Origin of the sequence: Alkalidesulfovibrio alkalitolerans DSM 16529 (assembly GCF_000422245.1) — a bacterium.
Lineage (GTDB): Bacteria > Desulfobacterota > Desulfovibrionia > Desulfovibrionales > Desulfovibrionaceae > Alkalidesulfovibrio > Alkalidesulfovibrio alkalitolerans.
Genome location: NZ_ATHI01000022.1, coordinates 21,402 through 46,198, shown reverse-complemented (window position 1 = coordinate 46,198; position 24,797 = coordinate 21,402). Strand labels below are relative to the sequence as shown.

General features: G+C 60.8%; 23 protein-coding genes. 5 read left to right on the top strand and 18 right to left on the bottom strand.

Features of this window, described 5'->3' with window-relative positions; all coding sequences use genetic code 11:
• Window positions 1-27: 27 nt before the first annotated feature.
• From DSAT_RS07275 to DSAT_RS07210, 14 genes are all read right to left on the bottom strand, one after another.
• Window positions 28-1,557, bottom strand: a complete 1,530-nt coding sequence (locus tag DSAT_RS07275) for a phage tail sheath C-terminal domain-containing protein (RefSeq protein ID WP_020886730.1) — start codon at window positions 1,555-1,557, stop codon at window positions 28-30.
• A 2-nt stretch (window positions 1,558-1,559) separates the two neighbouring features.
• The gene (locus DSAT_RS07270) at window positions 1,560-1,817 is read right to left on the bottom strand and encodes a hypothetical protein (protein WP_020886729.1); all 258 of its coding nucleotides are present in this window, start codon (window positions 1,815-1,817) and stop codon (window positions 1,560-1,562) included.
• A 12-nt stretch (window positions 1,818-1,829) separates the two neighbouring features.
• Window positions 1,830-2,378, bottom strand: a complete 549-nt coding sequence (locus tag DSAT_RS07265) for a hypothetical protein (RefSeq protein WP_020886728.1) — start codon at window positions 2,376-2,378, stop codon at window positions 1,830-1,832.
• A 59-nt stretch (window positions 2,379-2,437) separates the two neighbouring features.
• Window positions 2,438-2,923: a phage virion morphogenesis protein gene (locus DSAT_RS07260; protein ID WP_020886727.1), complete on the bottom strand. Its 486-nt coding sequence runs from the start codon at window positions 2,921-2,923 to the stop codon at window positions 2,438-2,440.
• A complete protein-coding gene (locus DSAT_RS07255) occupies window positions 2,913-3,272 on the bottom strand; it encodes a hypothetical protein (RefSeq protein ID WP_020886726.1) in 360 nt (119 codons plus the stop codon). The genes DSAT_RS07260 and DSAT_RS07255 overlap by 11 nt, the downstream gene beginning before the upstream one ends.
• The gene (locus DSAT_RS07250) at window positions 3,259-3,723 is read right to left on the bottom strand and encodes a hypothetical protein (protein WP_020886725.1); all 465 of its coding nucleotides are present in this window, start codon (window positions 3,721-3,723) and stop codon (window positions 3,259-3,261) included. Before DSAT_RS07250 ends, DSAT_RS07255 begins: the two co-directional genes overlap by 14 nt.
• Window positions 3,710-4,069, bottom strand: coding sequence for a hypothetical protein (locus DSAT_RS07245; protein ID WP_020886724.1), 360 nt, complete (start codon window positions 4,067-4,069; stop codon window positions 3,710-3,712). The genes DSAT_RS07250 and DSAT_RS07245 overlap by 14 nt, the downstream gene beginning before the upstream one ends.
• 18 nt (window positions 4,070-4,087) lie before the next feature.
• Complete coding sequence (locus tag DSAT_RS07240; protein WP_020886723.1) at window positions 4,088-4,951, bottom strand: HK97-fold major capsid protein; 864 nt, start codon at window positions 4,949-4,951, stop codon at window positions 4,088-4,090.
• Window positions 4,952-4,969: 18 nt separating this feature from the next.
• Entirely contained in the window at window positions 4,970-5,332 is a 363-nt protein-coding gene (locus tag DSAT_RS07235; protein WP_011366968.1) for a hypothetical protein, read from the bottom strand.
• Between the two features lie 12 nt (window positions 5,333-5,344).
• A complete protein-coding gene (locus tag DSAT_RS07230; protein ID WP_020886722.1) occupies window positions 5,345-7,741 on the bottom strand; it encodes a DNA adenine methylase in 2,397 nt (798 codons plus the stop codon).
• 103 nt (window positions 7,742-7,844) lie between these two features.
• On the bottom strand, window positions 7,845-8,198 hold the full coding sequence (locus DSAT_RS07225; protein ID WP_020886721.1) for a hypothetical protein: 354 nt from the start codon (window positions 8,196-8,198) through the stop codon (window positions 7,845-7,847).
• The gene (locus DSAT_RS07220) at window positions 8,195-8,707 is read right to left on the bottom strand and encodes a hypothetical protein (RefSeq protein WP_020886720.1); all 513 of its coding nucleotides are present in this window, start codon (window positions 8,705-8,707) and stop codon (window positions 8,195-8,197) included. Before DSAT_RS07220 ends, DSAT_RS07225 begins: the two co-directional genes overlap by 4 nt.
• Window positions 8,704-13,293 (bottom strand): minor capsid protein, encoded by a 4,590-nt coding sequence (locus DSAT_RS07215; protein ID WP_020886719.1) that lies wholly within the window; start codon window positions 13,291-13,293, stop codon window positions 8,704-8,706. Before DSAT_RS07215 ends, DSAT_RS07220 begins: the two co-directional genes overlap by 4 nt.
• Complete coding sequence (locus DSAT_RS07210; RefSeq protein ID WP_020886718.1) at window positions 13,293-14,801, bottom strand: phage portal protein family protein; 1,509 nt, start codon at window positions 14,799-14,801, stop codon at window positions 13,293-13,295. Before DSAT_RS07210 ends, DSAT_RS07215 begins: the two co-directional genes overlap by 1 nt.
• A 299-nt stretch (window positions 14,802-15,100) precedes the next feature.
• Here DSAT_RS07210 and DSAT_RS07205 point away from each other — a divergent pair, with 299 nt between their 5' ends.
• Window positions 15,101-16,411 (top strand): ATP-binding protein, encoded by a 1,311-nt coding sequence (locus DSAT_RS07205; protein ID WP_020886717.1) that lies wholly within the window; start codon window positions 15,101-15,103, stop codon window positions 16,409-16,411.
• An 84-nt stretch (window positions 16,412-16,495) separates the two neighbouring features.
• On the opposite strand, the gene DSAT_RS07200 is transcribed toward DSAT_RS07205, so the two are convergent.
• On the bottom strand, window positions 16,496-17,041 hold the full coding sequence (locus DSAT_RS07200; protein WP_020886716.1) for a hypothetical protein: 546 nt from the start codon (window positions 17,039-17,041) through the stop codon (window positions 16,496-16,498).
• A 478-nt stretch (window positions 17,042-17,519) separates the two neighbouring features.
• Here DSAT_RS07200 and DSAT_RS07195 point away from each other — a divergent pair, with 478 nt between their 5' ends.
• From DSAT_RS07195 to DSAT_RS07185, 4 genes are read left to right on the top strand one after another with little or no spacing between them, the layout of a single operon-like run.
• Window positions 17,520-18,434: an ABC transporter ATP-binding protein gene (locus tag DSAT_RS07195; protein ID WP_020886715.1), complete on the top strand. Its 915-nt coding sequence runs from the start codon at window positions 17,520-17,522 to the stop codon at window positions 18,432-18,434.
• Window positions 18,427-20,235 carry a DUF7088 domain-containing protein gene (locus DSAT_RS15840; protein ID WP_020886714.1) on the top strand — a complete coding sequence of 603 codons (1,809 nt, stop codon included), beginning with the start codon at window positions 18,427-18,429 and terminating at the stop codon, window positions 20,233-20,235. The genes DSAT_RS07195 and DSAT_RS15840 overlap by 8 nt, the downstream gene beginning before the upstream one ends.
• Window positions 20,211-21,323 (top strand): Gldg family protein, encoded by a 1,113-nt coding sequence (locus tag DSAT_RS15835; RefSeq protein WP_020886713.1) that lies wholly within the window; start codon window positions 20,211-20,213, stop codon window positions 21,321-21,323. Before DSAT_RS15840 ends, DSAT_RS15835 begins: the two co-directional genes overlap by 25 nt.
• 3 nt (window positions 21,324-21,326) lie before the next feature.
• Window positions 21,327-22,325, top strand: a complete 999-nt coding sequence (locus DSAT_RS07185; protein WP_020886712.1) for a DUF4340 domain-containing protein — start codon at window positions 21,327-21,329, stop codon at window positions 22,323-22,325.
• A 185-nt stretch (window positions 22,326-22,510) separates the two neighbouring features.
• Here DSAT_RS07185 and DSAT_RS07180 read toward each other — a convergent pair whose 3' ends face one another.
• From DSAT_RS07180 to DSAT_RS07170, 3 genes are read right to left on the bottom strand one after another with little or no spacing between them, the layout of a single operon-like run.
• Window positions 22,511-24,034 carry a terminase large subunit domain-containing protein gene (locus DSAT_RS07180; protein ID WP_020886711.1) on the bottom strand — a complete coding sequence of 508 codons (1,524 nt, stop codon included), beginning with the start codon at window positions 24,032-24,034 and terminating at the stop codon, window positions 22,511-22,513.
• Window positions 24,034-24,312 (bottom strand): hypothetical protein, encoded by a 279-nt coding sequence (locus DSAT_RS07175; protein WP_020886710.1) that lies wholly within the window; start codon window positions 24,310-24,312, stop codon window positions 24,034-24,036. Before DSAT_RS07175 ends, DSAT_RS07180 begins: the two co-directional genes overlap by 1 nt.
• Window positions 24,309-24,581 carry a hypothetical protein gene (locus DSAT_RS07170; RefSeq protein WP_020886709.1) on the bottom strand — a complete coding sequence of 91 codons (273 nt, stop codon included), beginning with the start codon at window positions 24,579-24,581 and terminating at the stop codon, window positions 24,309-24,311. Before DSAT_RS07170 ends, DSAT_RS07175 begins: the two co-directional genes overlap by 4 nt.
• Window positions 24,582-24,797 lie beyond the last annotated feature (216 nt).

Sequence of the window (24,797 nt, the reverse complement as noted above, 5' to 3'; positions counted from 1 at the left end):
TCCGCTTCTCATAGCCGTGTTCTCCCGTTAGATGATTTCTTTGAAGTCCGCAGAGGTAGCGGTCAGGATGAAGTTCAGCTCGATGAACTCCGCCGTCTTGGTCGGCTTGACGAACACGCGGGCCACCATTTCGTTGCGGTCGATGACCGCCGGGGTGTTGGTCTCCTCGTCGCACTGGAAGGCGAAGTCGTAGAGGCCGCCCTTGTCCTTGATGTCCTGCAGGAAGGGATTGATCAGGCGACCGAGGGCACGCCAGGTCTGGGGATGGTTCGGCTCGAACACCACGAAGCGGGAGGATTCCGAGATGGCTTCCTCCATGAACATCATCAGGCGGCGCACGTTGATGCGGTCCACGGCCGAGGGCTGGCTTTGCAGTGTCTTCTGGCCCCAGATGTTGATGCCGGTGTCGGGGAACACGGCGATGACGTTGATCCCCTCCGGATAGAGCACATCGCGCTCGCCACGGCTGGTCTTGTAGGCCAGGGAGAGCGTGTTGAAGATGCGGCCACGGTCGATACCGGCGGGCGCGTTCCAGACGTTGGTCTTCTGGTCGCTGCGGGCGATGCAGCCCGCCACCGCGCCGCAGGGCGGCACCAGCTTCTTGCGCGAGTTGACCGGATCGCTGATCTCCAGCCAGGGGTAGTAGAGCGCCGCGTAGGAGGAGTTGAATGCCGCGTGGCTGTACATCCCTTGTCCCTTGCGGAAGTCGACCGCTTCGAGCGGCTCCAGGTGTATGGGCGTGTCGGCGATGAACAGCAGGTCCTTGCGCCCCTCGGCATAGGCGATTCCGGCGTTGATCACCGGCACCGTGGTGACACCGGGAACCATCAGCAGGTTCAGGGCGTCGATCTCGTCAAAGCCATAGAGGCCGGTATGCTGCGAGGGATCGCCGATGAAATCCGCATCGGCCAGATCGGTCAGTCCGTTGTCGCCGCCGCCGAGCGTGAACACGCCCAATGCCGGACGGTCGCCGGGCGTTCCCGACGCGGCTGCCAGATCCTGGACCAGGATGAAATCCGAACGGTCGTTGATCGCCAGCTCCACATGGTTGGGCAGCGTCTCGTCCATGCTCAGATCCTTGAACACCTCGACCACATCGCCTTTATGCCGGACCACCAGGTTGAAATGGTTGGCCGGGTCAAGGGAGCCGTCCTCGATGGAGACTGAGAGTCGGTCGCCCCAGACGCCTTCGTTCACGGCCTCGATCCGCAGGGCGTCGGCGGGCGTCGCCTCCCGGTTTTGCAGCACGATGGAAGACTTGAGCGCCGTCAGGGTGTCCCGGTCGGTGGGATCGGTGAGATGGGCGATGCGGGTGACATAGAGGACTGAGCCGCCGTTGTCGAAAAACGCCCGGGCGGCGTAGGCCAGATAGCTCTCGTTGATGTAGGAACCGAAACGGTTGATGAACTGTTCCCAGCTCGTCACCAGCACAGGCTTGTTGATCGGGCCTTTCTCGGCCACCCCGACCATGGCGGCCGACGAGGTCGAGATCTGCTTCACATAGAAACTGAAGTCCGTTTCCCGGGTGTAAATCCCGGGCGATAGATAGGTTGGCATGGTTATTTCCTCCGCTTGCTGGTGGTCTTGGCCTCATCGGTTCCGGCGTCCTCGGTCGCCGTGGGCTTTTCCGGCTCCGGTTCCGCGCCGCCGGTCAGATCGGTGATGCGCACCAGGCCGCGTTTTCCGGCGGTCTTGATCTCGGCTGAGAGGTCCTTGCGGGCGATGCTCTTGCGTTCTCGCGGCCCGAGGTGGAGGGTTCCCTGGCCGGAGAGGTTGAACGTCAGGGGTTGGAACTGCAGGTTTCTGATCTCGATCACGGTTGTTCTCCTTTACGGTTGAATGGTTCGTTGCTCTGTCACGTCGCCGTGAAACTGGAAGGTCCGGTCCCGGATCAGCCGACCGTCGCGCAGGTCGCCGTCGTACACCGGGCAGGATTCGATGCGGATGCGTCCGGAGCTCTGCCGGAGATTGGAGAGGTTCACCCGGGCCAGGCCACCCAGAGGAACCAGTTCAGTGAGGTTCAGGCTGCCCTGGTCGGCGATGGCGATCTCCGGGTAAAGCTGAAGGAACCGCGATACCGACTCGTGAAAACCGAGCAGTTCGGCCTCCCGATCCACGGTTACCACCAGGTCGAAATCGAGGTGATAGAGCCGGGGAAACCGGCACTCCTCGAAACTCAGCTCCGCGATATTCTTCTCGAATAGGCGGCTCTGGCTGCGGCGGAAACGGTCTTCCGTCAGCTTCGGCCCCTGGAGGATGACGCTGGGGGTGCGCTGGACCTCGAACAGGTCATCCGGGAACACCAACACAGTGTCCGGGTGGATGGCCTGCTTGGCCAGGCGGATCAGGGTTTCTGTGACGGTCTGTATCGTGCTCAAGGGACGCCTCCGTTTTCTGCCTGGTTACTTACCGGAAGCGCTGTCGATGTGTCGGAGGCTCAAAGCGCGGAGCGGATCGCCTCGCGATAGTTCTGGAGGATTTGCTCGCGGTACTTATCCATCACCGGATGCAGAAAGGGTCTGGCGGGGATGATGATGGTCGCGCCGTTCGGATGTTTGATGGTGGCCCCGTACTCCATGACGGCACCGATGTTCACCATGTCTTCCCCGTCCTTGTTGACGGTGCCGCGCAGCAGGCCGACGAACGCCTTGTCGGCCATGATCTTCTGGGTGATGGCGTTGACGAGAAAGCCGGTGTCGATGAGCGCCTTGCTTGAGCCTTTGCGCTCGATGGTGCTCTCGGCGAGTTTCACGAAGGCCTGTCCGCCCGGGGCCTGGGAGCGAATCCCCCGCTGGATCTCGCGCACCAAAAAAAGGGCGTTGCGGATCGTGGCCTGACGCAGGGCCGTGGCCAAGCGTGGCCCCGTGCCGGTGGTCAGCTTGGCGCGGGCCTTATCCCAGTCACCGGTCCGCCTAACGCCCATTGAGCTTCACCAGTTGCAGGTTCTTGTGAGTGACGGTGCCGAAGAAGTGTTCTTCTTCCACACTCTGTATGCGATAGGTTTCCCTGTCGGTGGCCAGGCGGTCTTCACCCCGGACATCGGCATCCGGAAGGACACAGGCAAGCGCGTCGATCTTGCCGCTCAGCTCCTCCGGCGGGGTTTCGTTCAGTTCTAGGGGGATGACGGAGATTTCCGTGTATTCGGCATCGTCGGTGCCGTAGAGCCGCTCGCCGGGAACCACGCGCAGGATGCGTGCGGTCTGGCCGGAGGAGAGGATCAGCCGGGCGACGTCGGCCACGGCTTCGACGCGTTCCCGCTCATTCAACAACATCGAGATCGATCCCTTGTTCGTAGATGACCGGCGTAAGGCCGCTCGGGGTCAGGATGTAGGCTTCCTGATCGAGCTGGGTGGCCGGACGCAGCTCGGTGAGCCGCTGCCGGTAGTCGGCGAGCAGATCGGCTTCAAGCTTGGCCCAGTGGCCGGGCTGTCCGGTTTTGTCCACCCGCTTGTCGCCGCTGGAAAAGGAGAAGGCGTTGGCGGTGGCCGAACGCATGACCTGGCAGGCGTGGATCTGCGCCACGATCACCAGGAGCTCGCGGACCTCGCCGGTGGGATCGGGGGTGATCTCTCCGGCCGTTACCGTCAGCGATTGGTCGAGGTCACGGCCGACCCGGAAAACGGCTTTCCGGACGCATCTCTCCAGAGTCTGGTCCTCGAAGAGAGATGCGCCCGGATCGGACAGGTCGAGCCGCAGGTCGGCGATCAGGTCACTCAGTAGCACCTTGCAGGCCCTCCAGACGGCTCTTGAGCGCGTCGATCACCGTGCGGCGTTTTTCGGTTTCCATGTAGCCCTTGAGGGTCTCCGGATTGGCCTCCTCGTTGACCTTGGAAATCGCGTCGGTGGCGGAGAGCTTGCTCAGGTCCACCGGTTCCGCGTCCTGGTCTGGCTCTGGAGGGGCGAGCGGTTCCTGCTTCGGTTTGTCGGCCATGGCCAGGCGGCCGTTCTTGAGCGCCGCCTGGATCTGCTTGGTGAGGCGTTCCACCTCGACTACCTGGCCGGGCTTGAGTTTCAGCCCGGCGTCGGGGATCACCAGAACGCCGGGACGGATGTTCTTGATTCGATTCATCTCACGTCACCTCCCGGATTACGGAATCAGTTTGACCTTGGCCATGATGTCAGGGCGGGTAATGCCCTGGCCGATTTCGGACCACACCAGCCAGCCGGTCTTGAAGCGGGTCTTCTGATCGATGGACTCCGTCTTCAGGTTTTCGCGCACCGGCATCTTTCCGACCTCTTCATCCGGGACGATGATGATCTCGTCCAGCGGCATGGAGGCGGTCAGCAGAATGCCGCCGGTTCCGTAGTTCTTGATGACGCCCTTCTGGCGCAGCTCAAGCTTGGTCTGGGGATCGAGGTTCCAGCCGCGCATGTCGTTGAACCGGCGGCCGCGCATGACGATGTACTTCACCGACAGCTCCAGGTCCTCGATGATCGAGATGGCTTCGTTCAGCGCCTCTTCGGTGAGCAGGTCGCCGGTGACCTCGATGGTGTTGGTCGCCGGGATGGCCGAGGAGAGCACCGAGATGGTGCGGCGGTCCATCTCCTTGCGGATGGCGTCGGCGGCGCTGGTCTGGATGTCCATCAGCGTGCCGATGTTGCCGTTCTTGAGGACGGACACGTCCACCATCGGATTGGAGTGGATGCGGTTGGTGGGGAACTCGACTTCGTCCTTGCCCACCTCCTGCTCCTGGGCGTCGCCGTCCTTGCTGATCCAGTGGGCCTTGACGGTCGGTTTCTTCTGGTAAACCGGACGTTCGCCCTTTGGCAGCGTGTGCTTGGTGAGCAGCAGCGAGGAGATCTCCTTGCGCTTGATCTCCTGTTCGATGGGCGCGGCAATGGCGGCGGCAAGCGCCCGCATGCCTTCGGGCGACTCGAGAGCCTCGCTCATGAGCCGCGCCATGGTTTCCATGTATTCCTGGGAATGGATCTTCAACTGATTGGTTTTCATGTGCGTTGGCTCCTTGGGTTAGACGAGCAGGCGGAATTTGAGGACGCCGCTCTGTACGGAAATGGCGTGGGCGACGACGTGCTCTCCGGCCGCGATGCCGTTGGTCAGCCGACCGCTCGCCGAAACTTTCAGGTCGTCTCCGGCGACGACGGTCCCTTCGAAGGCGTCAGTCTCGTAAACGCCGCCGTCGCAGTAGATGCCGGGCATTTCGCCACCGGCGTAATCCTTGATCAGGATGCCGAAGGAGCGCTTGGTGGGATCGGTGTTGACGGCGAACAGGTCGTCGCCGACCACGCGGACCACCTGGCCGAGTTGGCCGTCGCCCTGGATGTGGCCGTCGCCATAGGCGAGGCTGCGGTGACACGGATTGATGAATGACATGGTGTTTCCTCCTTATGCGTTGATTTGCGAGTGTTCGGGAAAGTCCTCGCCGACACGGTTGCGGTAAGCGGCCATGAACCCGTCGCGCAGACGGTCCTCGAGCGACACCTTGCGGTCGTCCACATCGTGGGGCCGGACACCGGCGTCGCTGCGTAGCGGGGTTTCCGTCGATGCCTTGGCGGCGGGCTTGCCGCCCTGGTCGCTGTCGGCGGGTTTCTCTTCCTTGTCCTTGTCCGCCTTGGCCGATTTGGGCAGGCGTTCGTAAGCGGCCTCGGTGGCGGCGAAGGTTTCGTCGGACAGTTCGGCCAGGCGTTTCAGCTCGGCTTCCCGGTCCTCCTCGGAAGCGAAGGAGAGCCCCTGCTTCTCCAGACGGGTGAGCAGCTTCTTGGCCCGGGAGCGGCAGGCGGCCGCCTTTTGTTCGGCTTCCAGTTCCTGGACTCGTTTCTGCAGCTCGGCCACCTGGGCCTTGAGCTGCCGGTTTTCCTTTTCCAGGTCGGTAACGCGGGCAGGATCGCCTTCCTGCTGGGACGGTTTCTTCTTGGCCGCTTCGACGGCCGGTTCATCTGTAGGTTTGGTTTTGTCTTCCATCGTGGAATCTCCTTCGGGTTGGGATTGGTCGGGCTGGCTCTGAAGGGACGCCACCTGCAGAATCCTGGCGTTCTCGTCCGCGCCTTTGCGGTCGAGCAGTCCCAGTCCGGTGAAAGTGACGCCGTGCAGAATCTCGAAAACGGGTTGGCCGCCCACATCACGGCCCTTGAATTTGCGCAGGTGGGTGCAGTAGTCGGCCTTGTTCTGGAAGCGCTTGTGGCAGACCGAGCATTCGCCTTCCTGGTAGTCGCACTCCATGGAGACCTGGGAGATGATCCCGCGCTTCATCAGCTTGTAGGCCAGCCGGGCGGCCGGGGTGTCGTGGACATACAGCTCGCCGACGCATTCCACGCGGCCGCCGTTGTCGTCCTCCAGGTAGTCGGCGGCGACGATGCCACCCACGATGTCGTTGAACTCCTGCGAATGCTGCAGATCGACCTTCTTGTTCACGGCCGTCATGTGCCGACCGGACAACTCCTCGGCGGTGAAGTGGTCGCCGTTCTTGTTGGTCCCGGTTCGGCAGAGCACGAAGCTGAACTGGGGGTCGCCCGCCGAACCGACATCCATGGCCTCGGTCGCGAGGCGTTCACCATCGCCCAGCCGGATGTCCACGGGGATGCTGGTGTGGAAGTTCGCGGCGGCGGCCATCGGAACGGGTTTCTCCTCCCGTTCGGCGCTGGCCTTGGCCCCGGGAGCGCAGACGAACAGACGTTCTTTGGCGTTGGAAGCCTCGCCGTGCTTGGAGGTGATGGCGTAGTGGTGATCCTTGGACTTCATCCGGCTCTGTTTGCCGAATGAGCCGATGATCCGCTTCATCTCCTGCTCGTTGGGATAGGCGTGATCGCGGTAGGAAATCAGCCAGTGCGGAATGTGCTTGGCATTGCCGAGAAAGGTCTGGAAGAACTCGCTGGCGTTGGCCTTGGTGACGGTCTTGTGGTCGGTCTCGTAATACTTGACCTTGGTGTCGGCCTTGATTTCGAGCCCTTCCCAATAGGTCATGAGCCCTTCCACGAAGTGGTAGGCCCGCTCGTAGTTGGTAGTCGAAAACTCGGTGGCGTAGGGCGGATCGAAGTAGGCCAGATCCGCCTTGGCTTTCGGCAGCAGGTCGTTGATGTCCTGCCGGTGGGCCTTGTTCTCCTTGTCGTTGTCGAAGACCAGGGCGTTGATGCGCTGCAGGTTCTTGCGCAGACGATCCTTGAATTCGTCTGGGGTGTCCTGGCGGCGGCCATAGTCGGTGGACGACGAGAAGTGGCCGAAGCCGCCCTTGCCGCTCATGCAGGTCTTGCCGAGGCCGAACAGGGCGATGTCTTTCTTGAAGCCGGAGAGCTTGTCGCAGTTGGCGCGGATGGTGTCGATCAGCGCATGGACGCCCTTGGCGAAGAAGATGCCCTTGAAGTTGTCCTGAACGAAGCTGCCCGCCTTGGCGTTGTCGGCCAGGAGTGCCTCGATCTCGTCCTCGCTCAGGCGAACCGAGTTGTTCTCGATGATCGCCTTGGCGGCATGGTGGCAGTAGCGGAGCCGGTCGTTGGCGATGACCTGGAGGCCCTTGGTCTTGTACATGTAGGCCACGACCGCAGACCCCGAAAAGGCATCCAGCACCGTGCCAGTGCCTTCCGGGGTATGCTTCCAGATCCAGTCGACGAGCTTCTGCTTACTGCCGATGTAGTTGGTGATGTACTTGGGGCGCTTCTCGGGAGGGAGCTCTTCAGGAGCTGACTGTTCGGCGGCCTCGGACCCGAGCGCATCGGGATCGAGAGTCAGCGCCGCATCGGCCTCCAGTAGAAACGCCAGCCTTTCCAGGTCTGTGGCGAACAGTTCCATCAACGTCTCCGGTCAGTTTGCTGTGCTCTCCGCGACCTGCGGGGAGCGTTCAGCGGTTACTTACCGGAAGCGTCGGCGATGTGTCGGAGGGTGACGGCGAATTTCAGCGGGCGGAGTTCAGCCGGCCCAGAACGGCCTTGCCGCAGGCGTCGAGGGAGGGGTCTTCGTCGCTCTCGGTGATCTCGGAAAAGACCCCGTCATAGGGGGAGCGGGACAGCCGGTGATATTCGAGAAAATTCGCCGGAAGCGAGGTGGCCTCGGCCTCGACCAGACGGTTGACCACCCAGGCGGCCTCGTCCTTGCGGTCGGCAAGCCCGTTCGGCCCCCGGTCGAGGTAGTACATCTCCACATCCAGACCGGGACCCGGCCCCTGAACCCAGACGCCCACGGGCACGTATTCCGGGACGGTGGCTTGCCGGTCGGCCATTATCGAGTCGATCATATAGCGCAGTTTCATGACCAGTCCTCCGCGATCTGGAGATGCTCTTCCAGAAGCTGGGCGTCGATCCGGTGGAATCTTTCGGCGTTTTTTTGTCGGTAGGCGATCCAGCGTTGCCAGTCCGCCGCGAGCTCGGGCTCCGAGACCGGCTCGATCATTTCGACATGGTGAATGCGGCCCAGATCGTCGGTCAGCTCGACAATCAGCCAGCCTTCGACCTCCTTGCCGTCATGTTCGGCCATCAGGGTATCTTCGACCCGGACATCGACCACTTTGATGGTGTGGGCGTGCTGAAAACCCTCGTCATAACCGAGTGCCTTCCACAACAGCCAGAAATCGGTGCGCAGATGGTTGCCAGCGGTGTCGAAATGGGGTGCGATCCGGGTGACGGTGAAGCTGTCCACCAGGGTATCCAGAAAGAGATCCCCGGATTCCCTTACGGTCATGCGGCTGCCCCGGTTGTTGAACCAGTGCAGCGCTTCCTGCAGCCGCTGTTTCTCTTGTTCGATAAAGTTTTTCATGGTCATTGTTTGCGTTTGCTCCAGCTTTGAGGAGTATGGACGATGTCCTCCACCTTGCGCCCGTCGGGTAGTTTCTTGATGCCGCGCCGGGTGAAACTCTGGATGATCTCCCGGCGTTCGTTGTCGCTTCTGGCGACGATGAATTCGATGTTGTCCAGCAGCGTCACCGAGTATTTGAAGATGGTCTCGTTACCATGGCGCTGCGAGAACCGCTTCCAGTCGTCGATGCTGGCCCCCCGGTTGCGCTGCACGTAGTCATCAATCACCTTGCCGTAGGCGTCATGGTCATAACTGATAGCGTCCATGCGCCGCAGCATCTGTTTCTTGAAATAGAGGGCCGGTGAGGCGTCGCTGGCCGGTTGCTTCTTGATCCGGGTGAAGAAATAGCTCGCGCCGCCGGTCTGCATGTCAGCCACCGGGGACATTCCGCCCGGAGCCACGCCCATGCGCATCTTCTCGACCGTGCTGACCATGGCTCCGTTGTTCTCCATGATCAAGTCGATGAAGCCGGACATACTCTCGCCGTTGGTCAGATCATGGACCAGCGAATAGCCCTTCATCTGTTTTTCCAGGTCCTCCTCGGTGATGTCGAACCGGAACTGGTGCCGGTATCCGCCCTTGGCGTCTCGGTCCAGAAAGCCCGCCTGGTATTCGCCCAGCGGGTTGTACCCGGAAAGCTGGGTGATGTCCTGGACGCCCAGCTCCTTTTGCCAATAGCCGCGCAGGGCCTGTACCCGCTCGGTGGTGGTGGCGTTGCGGTCATCAAGGGATTTCTGCAGTCGTTTGAAGTCGGCGCTTTTGTCGGTCTTGCGGATGTAGGCGAGCTTTTCGAGATACATCTGCTCCGCGTTTTCCGCCGTGGCCACCCGGGTGTCGATGCCGAGCTGTTCGAGCTTTTCCAGCATCGCTTCGACCCGTCCGGGGGTGGCATCGCCATCCAGGATCATTTCCAGCTCTCCGCGCTGGGCATAAAGGTTGGTGTCCGACCAGGGGCGATAGCGGACCCGGGTGCCGTCCTCGAAGGTGACGGTGTACTGGTGCCCGTCCTGCATGCAGGAGTTGTGATTGAACAGCGTCCGGTTGTCGATGTCGTCGGCCTCGACGGTGATGGTGCCGGAACCGATCCTGCGCTTGGTGTGGGTCACCTTGCCGCGTTCCACCTTGAACGGCGGTTTCTCCTTGGGTTTCTGCGCGTCGAGCTTGGGCAGATACTGCTCAAAAACGCCGTTGGTGGCCCGGTCCCAGTCGACGGATTCTTCGATCTCCTTGACCCATTTCAAATAATGGTCCGCCATCTCCTTGACCTTGGGGTCGGCGCTCTTTTGTAGGGTCTCCAGTTTCTTGCGCAGACGCAGGGCCTTGTCGATCTTGGTCCGGTTGTACTTGCCGTCGCCCACGTGGAAATTGACGTTTTTGACGGCGTCCAGAATCGTCGGAAAGAAGCTGTCTTCGACCAGCGGTTGTCCCTTTTCCCCGGCAGCCGTCTGCACATACCTGCGCAGCACCTCGTCGATGCGGCGGTCGGTGTCCGGCCGGATCTTCATCTTCACCACGGTGCGCTTCTTCCCCTTGAAGCTCTCAGTGAAGATCAGCGCATTCTGGTCCTCCACGTCGCCGCTGTCGAAGGGCAACGTCTTGCCTTGCCAGCCGAGTTTGCGGGCCTCCTCGACCAGGGTCTCTTCGGCGGAGGAGAGCAGCTTTTTCTTGCCGGTGGCGGCGCTCAGCTTGTCGAAACGGAAGCCACGATCCCCCAGCACATCGGCGTAATAGCCTTCGAAGTCCAGCCGGAGATTGTGTTTCCGCTCCAAGGCCAGATCGTAGAAATGCCGCAGCCCGGCCGGGTCCTTGGAAAACCGTCCCTCGGCGTAGGGCCGCAGCAGATCGAGGTAATCCTCGTCGGCGATCTTTTCGACCTCCTGGATGTAGCGAAGGGTCGCGTTCGGATCGACCCGTACCTTCCCTTCCTTGGCCGCCCGGAAGACCTTGTTGTAAAACGGCTCTTCCTCGCCGCAGACGCCGTTGGGGTGATAGTCGAGCGAGAGCTTGTCCTGCCCCAGAAACTTGAAGGCCTGGCCTTTGTCGATGCCGTAAACGCGACCGTCCCGGGCGCGGATGAACTGCTTGGAATGTCCGTCGTGGTTGGCGATCAGCCAGTCGACCACATGCTCGCGCTGGATCTGCTCCAGTTCGATGGTGGTCAGATCCTGGGGCAGGATGTTGCGAAAATCGAAGTCGTCCCGCAGATCGGTGCGCCATTTCTGGATAGAGCCGGTGCGGCCGTTCAATTGGATGGTACGCACCTCGATGGAATGGGGGTCGATCAGGCGACCGATCTTGTAGGCGGCTTCCTCTCCGAAGGCGATGAACTCATCATCCTTGCGGCCAATGGGCTTGAACAGCCATTTGTCGCCGTTTTCGTCGGTCCAGAACTCCTTTTCATGTGCGCCGCCGACAGCGGCCTTGCCGGTTTTCTTGAATTTTGACGGCAGACCTTTCTGCTGCCACGCTGAATCGACTGTGGCGAACTCCGCGCCTTTCTTGCCGATCTTGGCCTCGGGCGGCTTGACCGGGCTCGGCTGTGGAGCCGGTTTCGGCGGATCTTTCTTCGGCGTGGCGGGCTTGGCAGGAGCGGTTTTCTTCTTGCCGCCATGCTTTTCGGCCCATGCGGCGTGCTTGGTGTCGATGCTGGCCTGAACCGCCTTGATTTTCGCCGGGTCGGTCTCGGTGAAGAGCGTGGTCAGCTCGTCTTTGTTGGCCCACTGCCAATACTGGACCTTGGTCTCCTTGGCGAGCGTCTTGAGCTCTGCCGATTTCAGTTTGCCGACCTGATCCTGGAAGAGCTGTTTTTTGAGGGCGATTTCCTTGCTGTGGGCCGCAAGCAGTTCCTGGGGCAGATCGGTGCCGCCGGAAACCGCCTGTTCCGCCTTGGCAATCGCGTCGAGGAAATCCTTGTAGCCGGTCGGCGTGTCGGGAACGACCACGGCCTTGGCGGCGTCTTCGAGGGCCGTTTTCTGTTTCAGGATCAACTTCTGCTTGGCCTCGTCGACCGCCTTTTTCTTGACCGACTCGGCCATGTCGGCACCGGCCTTCTTCTGTAGCGCCTCGACGAGCTGCTGTTTGTTCTTGAGGATGCCGATGCCGTGCTTCTGTTTGGCCGCCGCGAGTTCCTTGCCCATCAGGCCGCTGTGATCCACGCCGGGCTCCAGCTTGTCGAGCAGCTCGATGGTCTCTTGTTTGGTTATGTTGAGGGAGATGCCGTTCTCCTTTGCCATCTCCTTGAGCTGCTGGGCGGTCATGCCCTCCAGCCCCTCGGCGGGGGGGATCTTCGCCATCTGGGCGGCGAGCAGCTTGGCCTGTTTGAGTTCCGCCTGCTTCAGTCCCAGCAGCTCGACCAGTTCTTCCTTGGTCCGCAGCAGGCCGATCTTGTGTTCCTTGAGCTTGGCGCTGAGCGCCGCTCCGGCCAGGTCACCGTGATCGATCCCGGGTTCGGCCAGGTCGAGCAGCTTGATGAAATCGGCCTTGGTCCGGGCAATGGCCACGCCGTTCTGTTTCGCCAGGGTCTGGAGTTGTTTGACCGTCAGCGAACCGAGGTCGGCGATGTCGCCGTTTTCAAAGGCGCTCTTGAGCTTGGCGTTCTCCTTGGCCTGGGCGGCGGCCATACCTTCCAGCACATGGGGCGGGAGAATGCATGCGTCCCCCTGCGATGCCTGGGCGGCGGCCTTGGCGGCCATCTCGCTACCGCAGACGGTCATCGGCCAGGCCACGATATTGGTGCAGCGGCAGTGCGGATGCGCGGGTTGCTGGGGGAACTTGTCGAGGGCAAAGGTCTTGCCGTCCAGGCCGCCGCAGACCGGGCACATGCGCTCGTCCTCCATGGCCAGCCATTCCAGCTTCTGGATGCCGACCCGCTCGTGGAACTTGAGCCTGCCCATGTTGTGGGCTCGGAGTACCTCCGTGCGGGCGATCATCTCCATGCGGTACTGGGCCTTGCTGAACACCCGGCTTCCGGCCTGGCGAAAGGAGTCCTTGTCGACGATCACCTTGCCCATGTCCCGGACGATGTCGTCGGCTCCCTTGCCCGTGGCGACGCCGTTCAGGATGGTGCGCTTGATTCCGTCTGCGAGTTCGCGGTGGACGTCACCGGCGAGCGTGAGGTTGTACTGGGCCATGAAGTCGAGGGCATTGGTGTCGACGATGGTGAACACCTTGGTGGCCAGCTTGTCGATGCCCTCGGGCTTGAGGTCGGCGTAGAACGGCAGCGCCGCGTCGGCGAGCTCTCCGATTCCCTGCTGGATACCGAGCTTGAAGGATTCCTTGGTCGTCTTGCGAAAGACCAGTGTCTGCTCCCGCTTGAGCCGCTTCATGGTGTCGTCGAGTTCGAGCTGGAGCTTTTCCAGCCCCTTGAGGGCGGCGAGCTTGTTGTCCGGCAGGGAGCCGAGGGAGCGGTACTGGAGGATGGCGCGGGCGACCTCGTCTTCGGCCTGTTTCAGCGCCTGGGTGAGCTGGGCCGTGATCTGGTCGTTGTAGCGGTTGCGGGCCGTCAGACTCTTCAGGGTGGCCGCCTGGATGCGCTGCTTGAGGTCCGATGGCATCAGCGGGGCTCCCGGCGGTCGATGAAACGACAGGCCGGGGCGTCGAAGGTGCGCTCGCTGTTGTGGACCCGGCAGTGGTTGGTGTCAGCAATGAAGTGGCTGCACTCGTCGCACACGGCCGCATCGCCGGTGGACTCCAGGTCGCCCGACCAGACCAATGCAGCCTCCGCCGTGGGTTCATCGTCCTCGGCCGGAATCCCGAGCATCTTCCGGGCGCGAGGCACGCTCAGGATGCCGGAGACGACCATATCCACCACCGGCTTCACCTGTTTCTCGTCCATCAGGTCGATCTGCTTACGTTCTGTCTCGCGGTTGGCGGCCTCGATGTCCGGGTCCAGGTCCATCTTGAGCTGGAGGCTGGAGCGGCTGATGAGTTTGCGGTCGTAGAGTTCGATGAGGAGCTTCTTGAAATCGACCGCGTCGCTGGGGTCGAGGTCGTTGAAGATGAACTGGATGCTCTTGTCGCCATGGCCGTTCAGCTCCATCCAGTCGTCGAACACCCAGTCGAGGAGCTTGCGTGCGGCCTGTTTGATCTCGCGGATCATGACCATCATCTTCTGCATGCTCACCGAGGCGGTGGCGAAATTCGGACCGTCGCCGGTCACCAGCGAGCGTGACAGACCCAGGGCCACCACGATGTCTTCCTTCACCTCCTTGACCTTGTCCTCGACGTTGAGGACCTGGCCGTCGGTGCCGTGGGTTTCGACATTGACGTAGAACGGGACCACCAGGCCGCTTTTCATGTCCATCTTGTTGACCATGTCGCGGACCTGTTCGAGCATCCGCTGGTCCGGCATCACCATCTTCTGGCCGAACGCGCCGCCCACCTTGAGCAGACGGAACGGCGTGGCCCAGCGCTTGGCGATGGCCTGTTCGGCCCGGCGGTAGTCGCGCAGCAGTTCGATGGCCTGGAAAGCTGGAAGCACGAGGGAGTTGCCCCGGGGCGAAAAGGCCGGAGCATCCCATTTGAGGTGGACCACCTGTTCGACGGGCAGAGGGATGGATTCCCCGCCGCCGGGTGTGTCCTCGGGAAATTGCCGGGCCTCGATCAGCTCGCCCTGGGCGTATTTGACTTTGACCGAAACCGGGTTGACGCAGACCAGTTCCTCGATGTCCTGGCCGGACTTGGTGAAGCGCTTGAAGCCGATGGCGTCACCTTTCACCAGGAGCTGAAGAACCATGTCCTTGATGAATTGCGAGACGTTCAGCCGCCAGGCGGCCTCCAGTGCCTGTTCCTTGAGGGTCTCGTCATCGCTGGTGATCTTGATCTCGTCGCCCACGGCGAAGGTGCGCCAGGAGTTGACGCAGTTCTTCACCAGCGGCTCCTCGACATAGTATTCCCAGGCCTTGCGGGCGCGTTCTTCCCAGGTGGCCGGAATCGCTTCGGCGGCGTTCACCTTGGCGAAGGCGGCCGAGTCGAGCGCGGCCGCTGCTGCCATCGGCGCGATGACAAAGCCGGTGGTGTCCAGGCTTTCGGGTTGTTCGTCCTGATGGGCGGTGCTTTCCACGTGATCCTCTCGATAGTTTCGGCCATGACAGCCGCACATCCGGCCCGTGTGGGCCGAACCCGGCTCGATGCCCGTTACTTACCGGAGCGGGGTGGAAAGCGTCGGAGGATGAGTTTGGCGGGTGGTCAATATGCAAAACCTCTTCATTTGAGAAGAAGTAAAGAGGTTTTGCATCAGACTGCATTGAGGCGGCCGAGGTCGAAACCAGAAATTTTCCTTGCCATTTCAAGCCTAAACTGGCAATAATTATTTCCGGTTGTTATATTGACCGGAAAAATTGATAGCCGGAGGTTTTCGCGATGATTGACATGCTTAAAGAAATAATCCTCGATTTTCAGGAGATTGACCTTCCGACGGGTGTGCCCAGGCGGGTTGCTGTTTCGCCAGTGCCGGGAAAAGCCACGGTTTGCATCGGTGTGCGCCGCAGCGGTAAATCGACTTTCATGTTCCAGCTTATGAAGAAGCTGCAGGACACTGGCGTTGCCCGTCAGAACATCCTCTATCTGAACTTTTTCGATGATCGTCTGCATAGTCTGCAACACGACAATCTGGGTGTGATTCTGGAAGCCTACTTTTCTCTCTGTCCGGAAAAAAAGAATGCCGAGAAGGTTTATTGCTTTTTCGATGAGATCCAGGTCGTACCTGGCTGGGAGCCCTTCGTTGACCGCTTGATGCGCATGGAAAAGTGCGAGGTGTACATTACCGGGTCGTCGGCTCAGATGCTCTCACGAGAGATAGCGACCCAGATGCGCGGCCGGGCACTCTCCTGGGAAATGTTCCCGTTTTCATTCCGGGAGTTTCTCGACTACAAGGGGATCGAGAGCGACGGTCCACTCTCGACCAAAAAACGTCTGACTGTCCAGAAGGCATTCGAGGAGTACTGGGAAACCGGTGGCTTCCCCGAGGTTGCAGGCCTTAACCGTATGCTGCGAATCAAGACCCACCAAGAGTATTTCAACGCAATGCTGTTCCGGGACCTTGTTGAACGCCATGATATCTCTCACCCCAAGGCGGTCACGGATCTGGCGCATTGGCTGGTGGACAATACGGGTTCCCTCTATTCCATCAACAACCTGACCGGCTACCTGAAATCCCTGGGGCACAAAGCGCCGAAACCCGCCGTCTCCGATTATCTCGAATGGTTCGAGGATGCCTACGTTCTGTTCACGGTGCGCATCTTTGACGCCTCGCTGGCCCGGGCCAACACCAACCCCAAGAAGATTTACTGCGTCGATCACGCGCTGGTGACGTCGATCAGCTCCGGCATTCTGGTCAACTCGGGCCATCTTCTGGAGAACCTGGTGTTCACCGCGCTGCGTCGGGTCACGCCGGATATCTTTTACTACAAGACCAAGGCGGGCCGGGAGGTTGATTTCATCGCCGGACGACAAGGCCCGTCCCGCATGCTTGTTCAGGTTTGTGAATCGATGGCCGACCAGCAAACCCGCAAGCGGGAAACCACCGCGCTTGCCGAAGCCATGACCGAACTGAAACTGTCGCATGGCATTATCGTGACGCGTAACGAGGAAGAGCAGATACAGGTAGATTCCGGAAAAATTGACGTGGTGCCCGCCTGGCGGTTTCTGCTGAACATGCCGGAAAGCGCCTGACATCCAAGCCACGGCCATTCCCTGGCCCTCGGGCATCAGACCTATTGTTGCCACTTCCACAAAACTGGTAACGATTTGTCTGGTTCAGATAAAAATCGGGTTGGTGAGCACCGGCTTGAGTGAGACCACCTCTTCGCCGACCGGGTCGAGGTTGCCTTCCTCCCGGATCAGCATGGCGCAGCGCACCGCGTCGATGATGTGGTCGTTGCCCTTGGAATAGATGATCTTGCCGTCCCGCAGTGTGTAAGTGTGGGTGGTGAACTGGTCCTCCACCTCCAGGTCGTCCGAGGGGAAAATGAGCTGCTTACGCTGCAGGGCTCCGTTGATGAGGCTGGTCATCAGCTCCTTGGTCCGCTTCTTGATTTCCTTGCCGTCCCGCACCGCCAGCCGGGTCATGCCGCCGAAGTCGTATCCCTTGAGCCTGCCTTCCAGCTCCAGCCCTTTGTACTTGTCCAGGGTGAGCAATTCCTGAACCACCGCCAGACCGTTCCCGCCGTTGTCCACGCCGATGCCAGCCGGGGTATAGTAACGCTCCAGCAGCGCGATGATCTGGGCGATGTGCGGATAGGAAACGTGTTCAAGATGCACGCGCAGGATCATCTTCAGCAGCGTCTGACAGAAAGCGGCCACGTTTTCTACTCTACAGCCTGCTCAAGGGATGGCAGAGGCTTTTTGCCGAAGCCCGGAGCGTCTTCTACGAGCGATTGCGCAGCGGAAAACCGCCTGGGCTCCAAAGCCAACTCAGGTTACCAATTCTGCCCATCGGTCTCTGAAAAATGGGGAGACCCCAGGGGACAATGGGTTGACAAGGCATTTCTGTATTTTTATTTTATGAGATTCAGATAGGAAAGATTCTTTCGAATCATACATTGTCATTAAAGTGGATTATAACCAAAATACACCAATGTAAAAAACCTCATTAACCATGTATCTGTGCAGAAAAAGAAAATTCCACCAGACGTATAACCGCCCGCCCCCCCCCATAGCTCCCTGCTTTTAAACAAAGATGCTGTCGCACTTGCTTGGCCGGATCGGAACGCATTGCATTCACCGGGACGATGCTGACACATTCAATTTTCTAATCCGTTATCAACAAGGAGAAATTTCCATGATTCAGGTCGAAAACCTGACGCGCTGTTATGGCGATTTCACTGCCGTGGACGATGTCAATTTCCGTATTGGCCGCGGTGAAATCGTCGGCCTGCTCGGTCACAATGGCGCCGGCAAAACCACCATCATGAAAATGCTGACCGGTTTTCTCGAACCCACCGCCGGGACCATCGACATCGACGGCCGGCGTATCGGCCAGGATACCACGGCCATCCAGTCAAGAATCGGCTACCTGCCGGAGAACTGTCCGGTCTGGCCGGAGATGACCGTCATCGATTATCTCGATTACCAGGCGTGCCTGCACGGCATAGCGGAGGGCCAGCGTAAGGGTGCTATCGTCAGGGCAATCCGCCGCACGGCACTGAAGGAGAAGGCCACTGCAACGATTCAGACCCTGTCTCGGGGCTACCGCCAGCGAGTCGGTGTGGCTCAGGCCATCCTGCACGAGCCCGACATCGTCATCCTCGACGAGCCAACCAACGGGCTCGATCCCACCCAAATCCGCCAGATGCGCGGCCTGATCCGCGAACTGGCGCAAACGGCCACGGTCATCGTATCCACCCACATCCTGCAAGAGGTCCAGGCGGTATGCGAGCGGGTGCTTATCCTGCGCGCCGGTCGCCTGGTAGTTGATTCCAGGATCGATGAGCTGCAACGCGATGACGCCCTGCTGGTGGCCGTCGACGGTGATGCACAGACCACTCTCAAATCAGTGGAGGGGGTCGCCGAGGTCGCCGAGCTGGATGCGGCCGCAGGCCGCAGGCGCTATCGGGTGGAGGCGCAACCGGGCAGCGCGCCCCGGGTGGCTCAAGCTGTCATGGATGCGGGACTTGCTCTGCATGAAATCACACCGGAGCGCCACGATCTGGAAACGGTATTCGCCCGGGTCAACGAGGAGGTGAGCCATGGCTGAGCGCTTTTCCAGCATACCGAGTATCGCGCGCAAGGAGTTTCGTGGCTTCTTCGCCACACCGGCCGCCTATCTCTTCCTCGGTGGTTTCCTCGCGGTGACGCTGTTCGTCTTTTTCTGGGTGGAGACCTTCTTCGCCCGCAATATCGCCGATGTGCGACCGCTGTTTCAGTGGATGCCGATACTGCTGATCTTCCTGGTGGCGGCTCTGACCATGCGCGCCTGGTCCGAGGAGCGCCGCAGCGGCACCCTAGAAAGCCTGCTGACCGCACCGGTCAAACCACTGGAGCTGATCCTGGGCAAGTTCACTGCGGCCCTGGGCTTGGTTGCCCTGGCACTGGCGCTGACGTTGCCTCTGCCGGTCACGGTCTCCCTGCTCGGGCCGCTTGACTGGGGCCCGGTGGTCGGCGGCTACATCGCCACCCTGTTTCTGGCCGCGGCCTACGTGGCCATCGGGCTCTATACGAGTGGGCGCACCGACAACCCTATCGTCGCCCTGATTCTGACCGCCGTGGTCAGCGGGCTCTTCTACCTGATCGGATCAAACACCCTGACCACTCTTTTCGGCCATGAGATCGGTGGTCTGCTCGCCTTGCTCGGCACCGGTACCCGCTTCGAGTCGATTACCCGCGGCGTGCTCGATCTGCGCGACCTCTACTACTATCTCTCTATCGTCGGCGTCTTTCTGACCCTCAATCTGTTCTCACTCGAGCGGCTGCGCTGGGCGGGCAATCCCATCAGCTCCAGACACCGGCTGTGGGGCTGGGCCGTGGGACTGGCGGCAGCCAATTTCATAGCCGCCAATCTCTGGCTCAACCCGATCGGCTGGGCCCGCGCGGACATCACCGCAGACCAGCAGTACTCCCTCTCCGAGGCCACCGAGAGCCAGCTCGCGGCCCTGCGGGAGCCCCTGCTGATCCGCGGCTACTTCTCCGCCAAGACTCACCCCCTGCTGGCGCCGCTGGTGCCTCGGATCAAGGACCTGCTGGACGAGTATGCCGTGGCCGGCGGTGACCGCATCCGGGTCGATTTCGTCGATCCCACCCGCGACCGTGAGGCCGAAGAAGAGGCCGCCTCGCGCTATGGCATCAAGCCGGTCCCCTTCCAGACGGCGGACCGTTATCAGACGGCCGTGGTCAGCTCCTACTTCGACCTGTTGATCGCCTATGGCGACCAGTATGAAACCCTAGGATTCCGGGAGCTCATCGAGGTGAAAGCGCGCGGCGAACGGGATCTGGACGTGGCGCTGAAGAATCCAGAGTACGCCATTACCCGGGCCATCCGCAAGGTGGCGGGCAGCTACCGGGCCGGCGGCAACCCCTTTGAGGCGTTGCAACACCCGGTGGCGTTCAAGGGCTATATGTCACCCGACGAGCAGTTGCCGGAGACCCTGCGCGAGCTGCGCGGCGATCTCAAGGACTTGCTCGACGAGTTGAAAAAACAGGCGGGCGACAAGCTGACCGTGCAGTTCGCCGATCCGGATGCCGACGGCGGCAAGCTCGCCGCCGAGCTCCAGCAGAAGTACGGTTTCGGGCCACAGATCGCCAGCCTGTTCGACCCCAAGCCCTTCTGGTTCTACATGGTGCTGGAGGGCGACGGCCAAGCCTTGCAGGTGCCGTTACCGAAGACCCTGGACAAGGGCTCCCTGGAGCGCTCGCTGAACGCAGCGCTGCAACGCCTGACCCCCGGTGCGCTAAAGACCGTCGCCCTGGTCAAGCCCCAGGCCTTCGGCCCGGGCGGGCATCGCTATGATGCTCTGGAAGACGTGCTGGGTGAAACGTGCGTATCAAGGAAAGCGATCTGAAGAGCGGTCAGGCGCCAGAGGATGCCGACCTGCTGCTGGTGCTGGCGCCGCGTGAACTGGACGAAAATCAGCGCTTCGCCATCGACCAGTTCCTGATGCAGGGCGGCAGCGTGGTGCTCGCCACCTCGCCCTTCGACGTGCAGACCAGTGGCAGCCTGAACGCCAGCAAGCAGGACTCCGGGTTGAAAGAATGGTTAGAACATCACGGCATCAGCATCCACGAGACCATGGTGCTCGATCCGCAAAATGCGGCGCTGCCGGTTCCGACCGAGCGCTACATCGGCGGCCTGGCCCTGCGGGAGATCCGCATGCTGCCCTATCCCCACTTCCCGGATTTGCGCGGCGACAGCCTGAACCCGGATAACCCCATCACCGCCTCGCTGGGTCAGCTCACCCTGAATTGGGCCTCGCCGATTCAGGTGGATACAGAGAAAAATCAGGAGCGCAAGGTGATCGAGCTGCTGCATAGCTCCGAGAACAGCTGGACCTCGGACAGCCTGAACCTGGTGCCTGATTACCGCGCCCACCCGGATACGGGCTTTAGCGTCAGCGGCAAACGCAAATCACAGCTCCTGGCCGTGGCCATCGAAGGGCGCTTCGATTCGTTCTACAAAGACAAGGAGTCGCCCCTGGCCATGGTTGAAGAGAGCGACGACGCATCCAATGACAGCGAGGCAGACGGTGAAAGTGCGGATAAAAAAGAGGAGAAAGAGGCCGAGCAGCGCATCACGGGTGTGATCGAGCGCTCGCCGGAATCGGCGCGGCTGATCCTGGTGTCGAGCAACACCTTCGCTTCTGACGCCGCCATCGACCTCGCCTCACAGGGTCTCAATACCCTGTATACGAAACCGCTGGCCTTCATGCAAAACGCCATCGACTGGTCGCTGGAAGACCGCGGATTGTTGGCCTTGCGGGGACGAACGCAACTGGCGCGCACCCTCGACCCCATGCCCGATGGCGAACAACGGATTTGGGAGTGGGTCAACTACGGCCTGGCCGTCCTCGGACTACTGGCCGTGTGGGGCTGGCGCCGCAAGGTAGCGGCCGCTGACAAGCAGCATTACGACACCGTGTTGGCGGAGGTATAAACCATGCAAAAAACAGTCAAGATACTGGCCGTTCTGCTCGCTGCACAATTGCTGCTGGCGGCAGGGGTCGGCCTGACCGGTCGGAGCATTTCCGCCGGCAACGAACCCGTTTCTCTGCTGGAGTTCGATGGTGAAAAAGTCAATCGCATCACCCTGGAGGGACCGGACGACGCGAAAGTAACGCTTGAGAAGGAAGGTGGCACTTGGGTGCTGCCGGATGTGGCCGACTTCCCAGTCAACAGCGACAAAGTGAAGCAACTTTTCGACCGGCTCAAAGCCCTGCGTTCCGGAGCGCCGGTGGCCACCAGCCGTAGCGCCCGTGAACGCTTCAAGGTCAGTGACGAGGTATTTGAACGCCGTATCACCTTGTCCAGCGGCGATGAGACGCTCGCCCGGCTCTACCTGGGCAGTTCGCCCGGCATGCGGCTGATCCACGCCCGCAATGAAGCGAGTGATGCCATCCATGCCGTCAAGATGGCCGCCTACGATGTCCCGATGAAAGCAGAGGATTGGGAAGATAAATCCATCTTAACCTTATTGAAATCGGACATTGCCGCCATCGATGTGGGTGGCTTGCGTATCCAACGAAGCTCAGCCGAAACTGTTCAGGACAAAGCGACTGATGAATCGAGTCCGCAACCAACATGGAAGGCCGAGGGCATCGATGAAGGCAAAGCGCTTAAAGTCGAAGCCGCGGACAAACTCGCGGGACTGTTGGCGGAGCTGCGTTTCGAGCGTGTCCTGGGGCAAGAGGCAAAAGAGGAATATGGCCTGAACGATCCCGTTCTGACGATCACCCTGACTCAAAAAGGAGGGGCGAAACTGACCTACCAGCTGGGCAAGGCCAAGGATAAGGAAGAGTACACTCTCAAGGTCTCCAACAGACCGGAGTACTTCAGGCTGGCCAGCTACAAGGCCAAGCCGCTAATTGAATCCGCCAGTCTCGAAAATCTGACGAAAAAGATCGCCGAAAAAGCCAAAAAAGGGGCTTTATCGAAGTAACCATTTGACTCTTTAACCCGATGGGGTCCGGCTGGCATGATTGTCACCGCCAGCCGGCCCTCTCAAACTGGCTTTCTATATTCGAACTCCCGATGGGGTTATACCCCTTTTATCTGCCAAGAGGATGATTGAGTCTACCTAACTTGGTTAAAACTATTGAGATACAGCAAGTTATGGTGGTGCGGTCAGATGAGGACCGGATTGGTGAGGACCGGCTTGAGCGAGACCACCTCTTCGCCGACCGGGTCGAGGTTGCCTTCCTCCCGGATCAGCATGGCGCAGCGCACCGCGTCGATGATGTGGTCGTTGCCCTTGGAATAGATGATCTTGCCGTCCCGCAGTGTGTAAGTGTGGGTGGTGAACTGGTCCTCCACCTCCAGGTCGTCCGAGGGGAAAATGAGCTGCTTACGCTGCAGGGCTCCGTTGATGAGGCTGGTCATCAGCTCCTTGGTCCGCTTCTTGATTTCCTTGCCGTCCCGCACCGCCAGCCGGGTCATGCCGCCGAAGTCGTATCCCTTGAGCCTGCCTTCCAGTTCCAGCCCTTTGTATTTGTCCAGAGTGAGCAATTCCTGAACCACCGCCAGACCGTTGCCGCCGTTATCCACGCCGATGCCCGCCGGGGTGTAGTAACGCTCCAGCAGCGCAATGATCTGAGCGATGTGCGGATAGGAAACGTGTTCAAGATGCACGCGCAGGATCATCTTCAGCAGCGTCCGCTCGCCGACCTCCATCTCCTGAAATACGACGATCTCGGTGGGGTCGTTGGTGTAGCCCAGGTCGCCGCCGACCCAGAACTGCCCGCTGCGGGGAGTGAGGTTGAGCAGCATCTCCAGCCGGTCGTGGGCCGCTTCCTCGGTATCGCAATCGCGTAGCTCGGAATCGGTGATGACGATCTTCTGATACTCCAGCAGATCCTGCCGACAGAGGTTGAACTGCTCGACATTGAAGGCCCCATAGGAAGGCTTGCCGTGTTCACCGGCCACCTCGTGCTGCCAGCCGGAACTGTCGCGGCCGCCGTAGAACTCCAGCAGTTCGGCCTCGCGATCCTCGGTCCAAAGAGGGTTGAGCCAGGACGGCCAGCGGAACACATGGAACTGGTCCGACGAGGTGAGCCGGTAATAGGTGGTGTCGCGCAGGCCGTTGGGCGTGGAGTAGATGCGTAGCGTCCCCCCGGCTTTGAGGCACTGGCGCAGCGCCTTCCAGGCCCGTTCGGTCAGCCAGGCTCCTTCATCGACCCAGACGCGGCCAACATGCAGGGACCGAAAGGCGTCACCATAGGCCCCGGCCGGGCGGAAATAGAGCACCGAACCGTTGGTGAACTCCAGCCGGAAATAGGGTTTGCGGTGGATCTTGGGCTTGCCGTACTTGGTCAGAGCGATGCTGTTCATCAGATCCGGGTTGGTGTCGAGCTGGAACTCGATCTCCTCGATGATGGTATCGAGGTGCCCCTGGTGCGGAGCCGCGATGAGGCCCTGGCCGCCTCGGGTGGTGAAGGCGTAATGGAGCGCGTCGGTCGAGAGCACGATGGACTTGCCCACGTCCCGGCCGTCGAGGTGGATGATGTTCTTGGCCGGGCAGCGCAGGTCCTCCACCTGGTGCGGCCAGTAGTCGCGGCCCGAGCCATCCCGGTTGTAGAGGTAGGCTTGTCCCCACAACACGGGATCGCTCAGGGTCGCCGCGAGTTTGCGCTCCTTGTCGGTTACCGCCATCAGTGCATTCCCGTCCTCAAGGAGCTGCCGAGGATGGTGCCCACCAGTTCCGTCAGAATCTGCTGCACGGCCAGGGTGTTCTTCCGGTCGTGGACAGCCTCCTGAATGTCGATGATGGCCTGGTCCAACTCCGCCCAGGCCCGGTACTGCTGCTGAGCCGCTTCCAGACGGCCGAGGGCGTTCTCGATCCGTCCCGCCGCCAGTTCGGTGCCGATTTCAACCAGGGCCTCACCGGCCTGGCGAACGGCATCGCTGTTTTCCTGAAGGATCTCTTTCATTGGCCCGCCTCCTGGTTCGAGCCATTGGCCCACTGGTCAAGGGCGTCCACGGCGGTCTGCAGGCGCAGGCCGACACCGGTCAGGCGCTCGGCGTCCGGGTGGCCGACCTCGCGCAGCGCCTTGTTGGCCTCGGTCACATACTCGGGTGTGTGGCGGTTGATGGTGGCCACCGCCGACTGGATCTGGGCCGGAGGCCGGTAGGTGGCGCAGCCGGTCATGATCCCGGCCAGGACCAGCGGGATGGTCCATTCGAGGGTCTTCTTCAACATGTTGATCTCCTTTGGGTTATGGGTTTGGGGAACATGCAGAAAGATCTCTGCAAACACTTGATTTCCAACGAAATAGAAGCGTCATTGGATGTGACGCGGGATGGTCCCGCATCCACGAAAACCGGAACCGGAGGCAGGCCATGACCTACGACAGAAACCGCCAGCAGGCACTCAAGGCGTACCGAGAAAAGTAGGAGAACATCACCCGGCTGATCG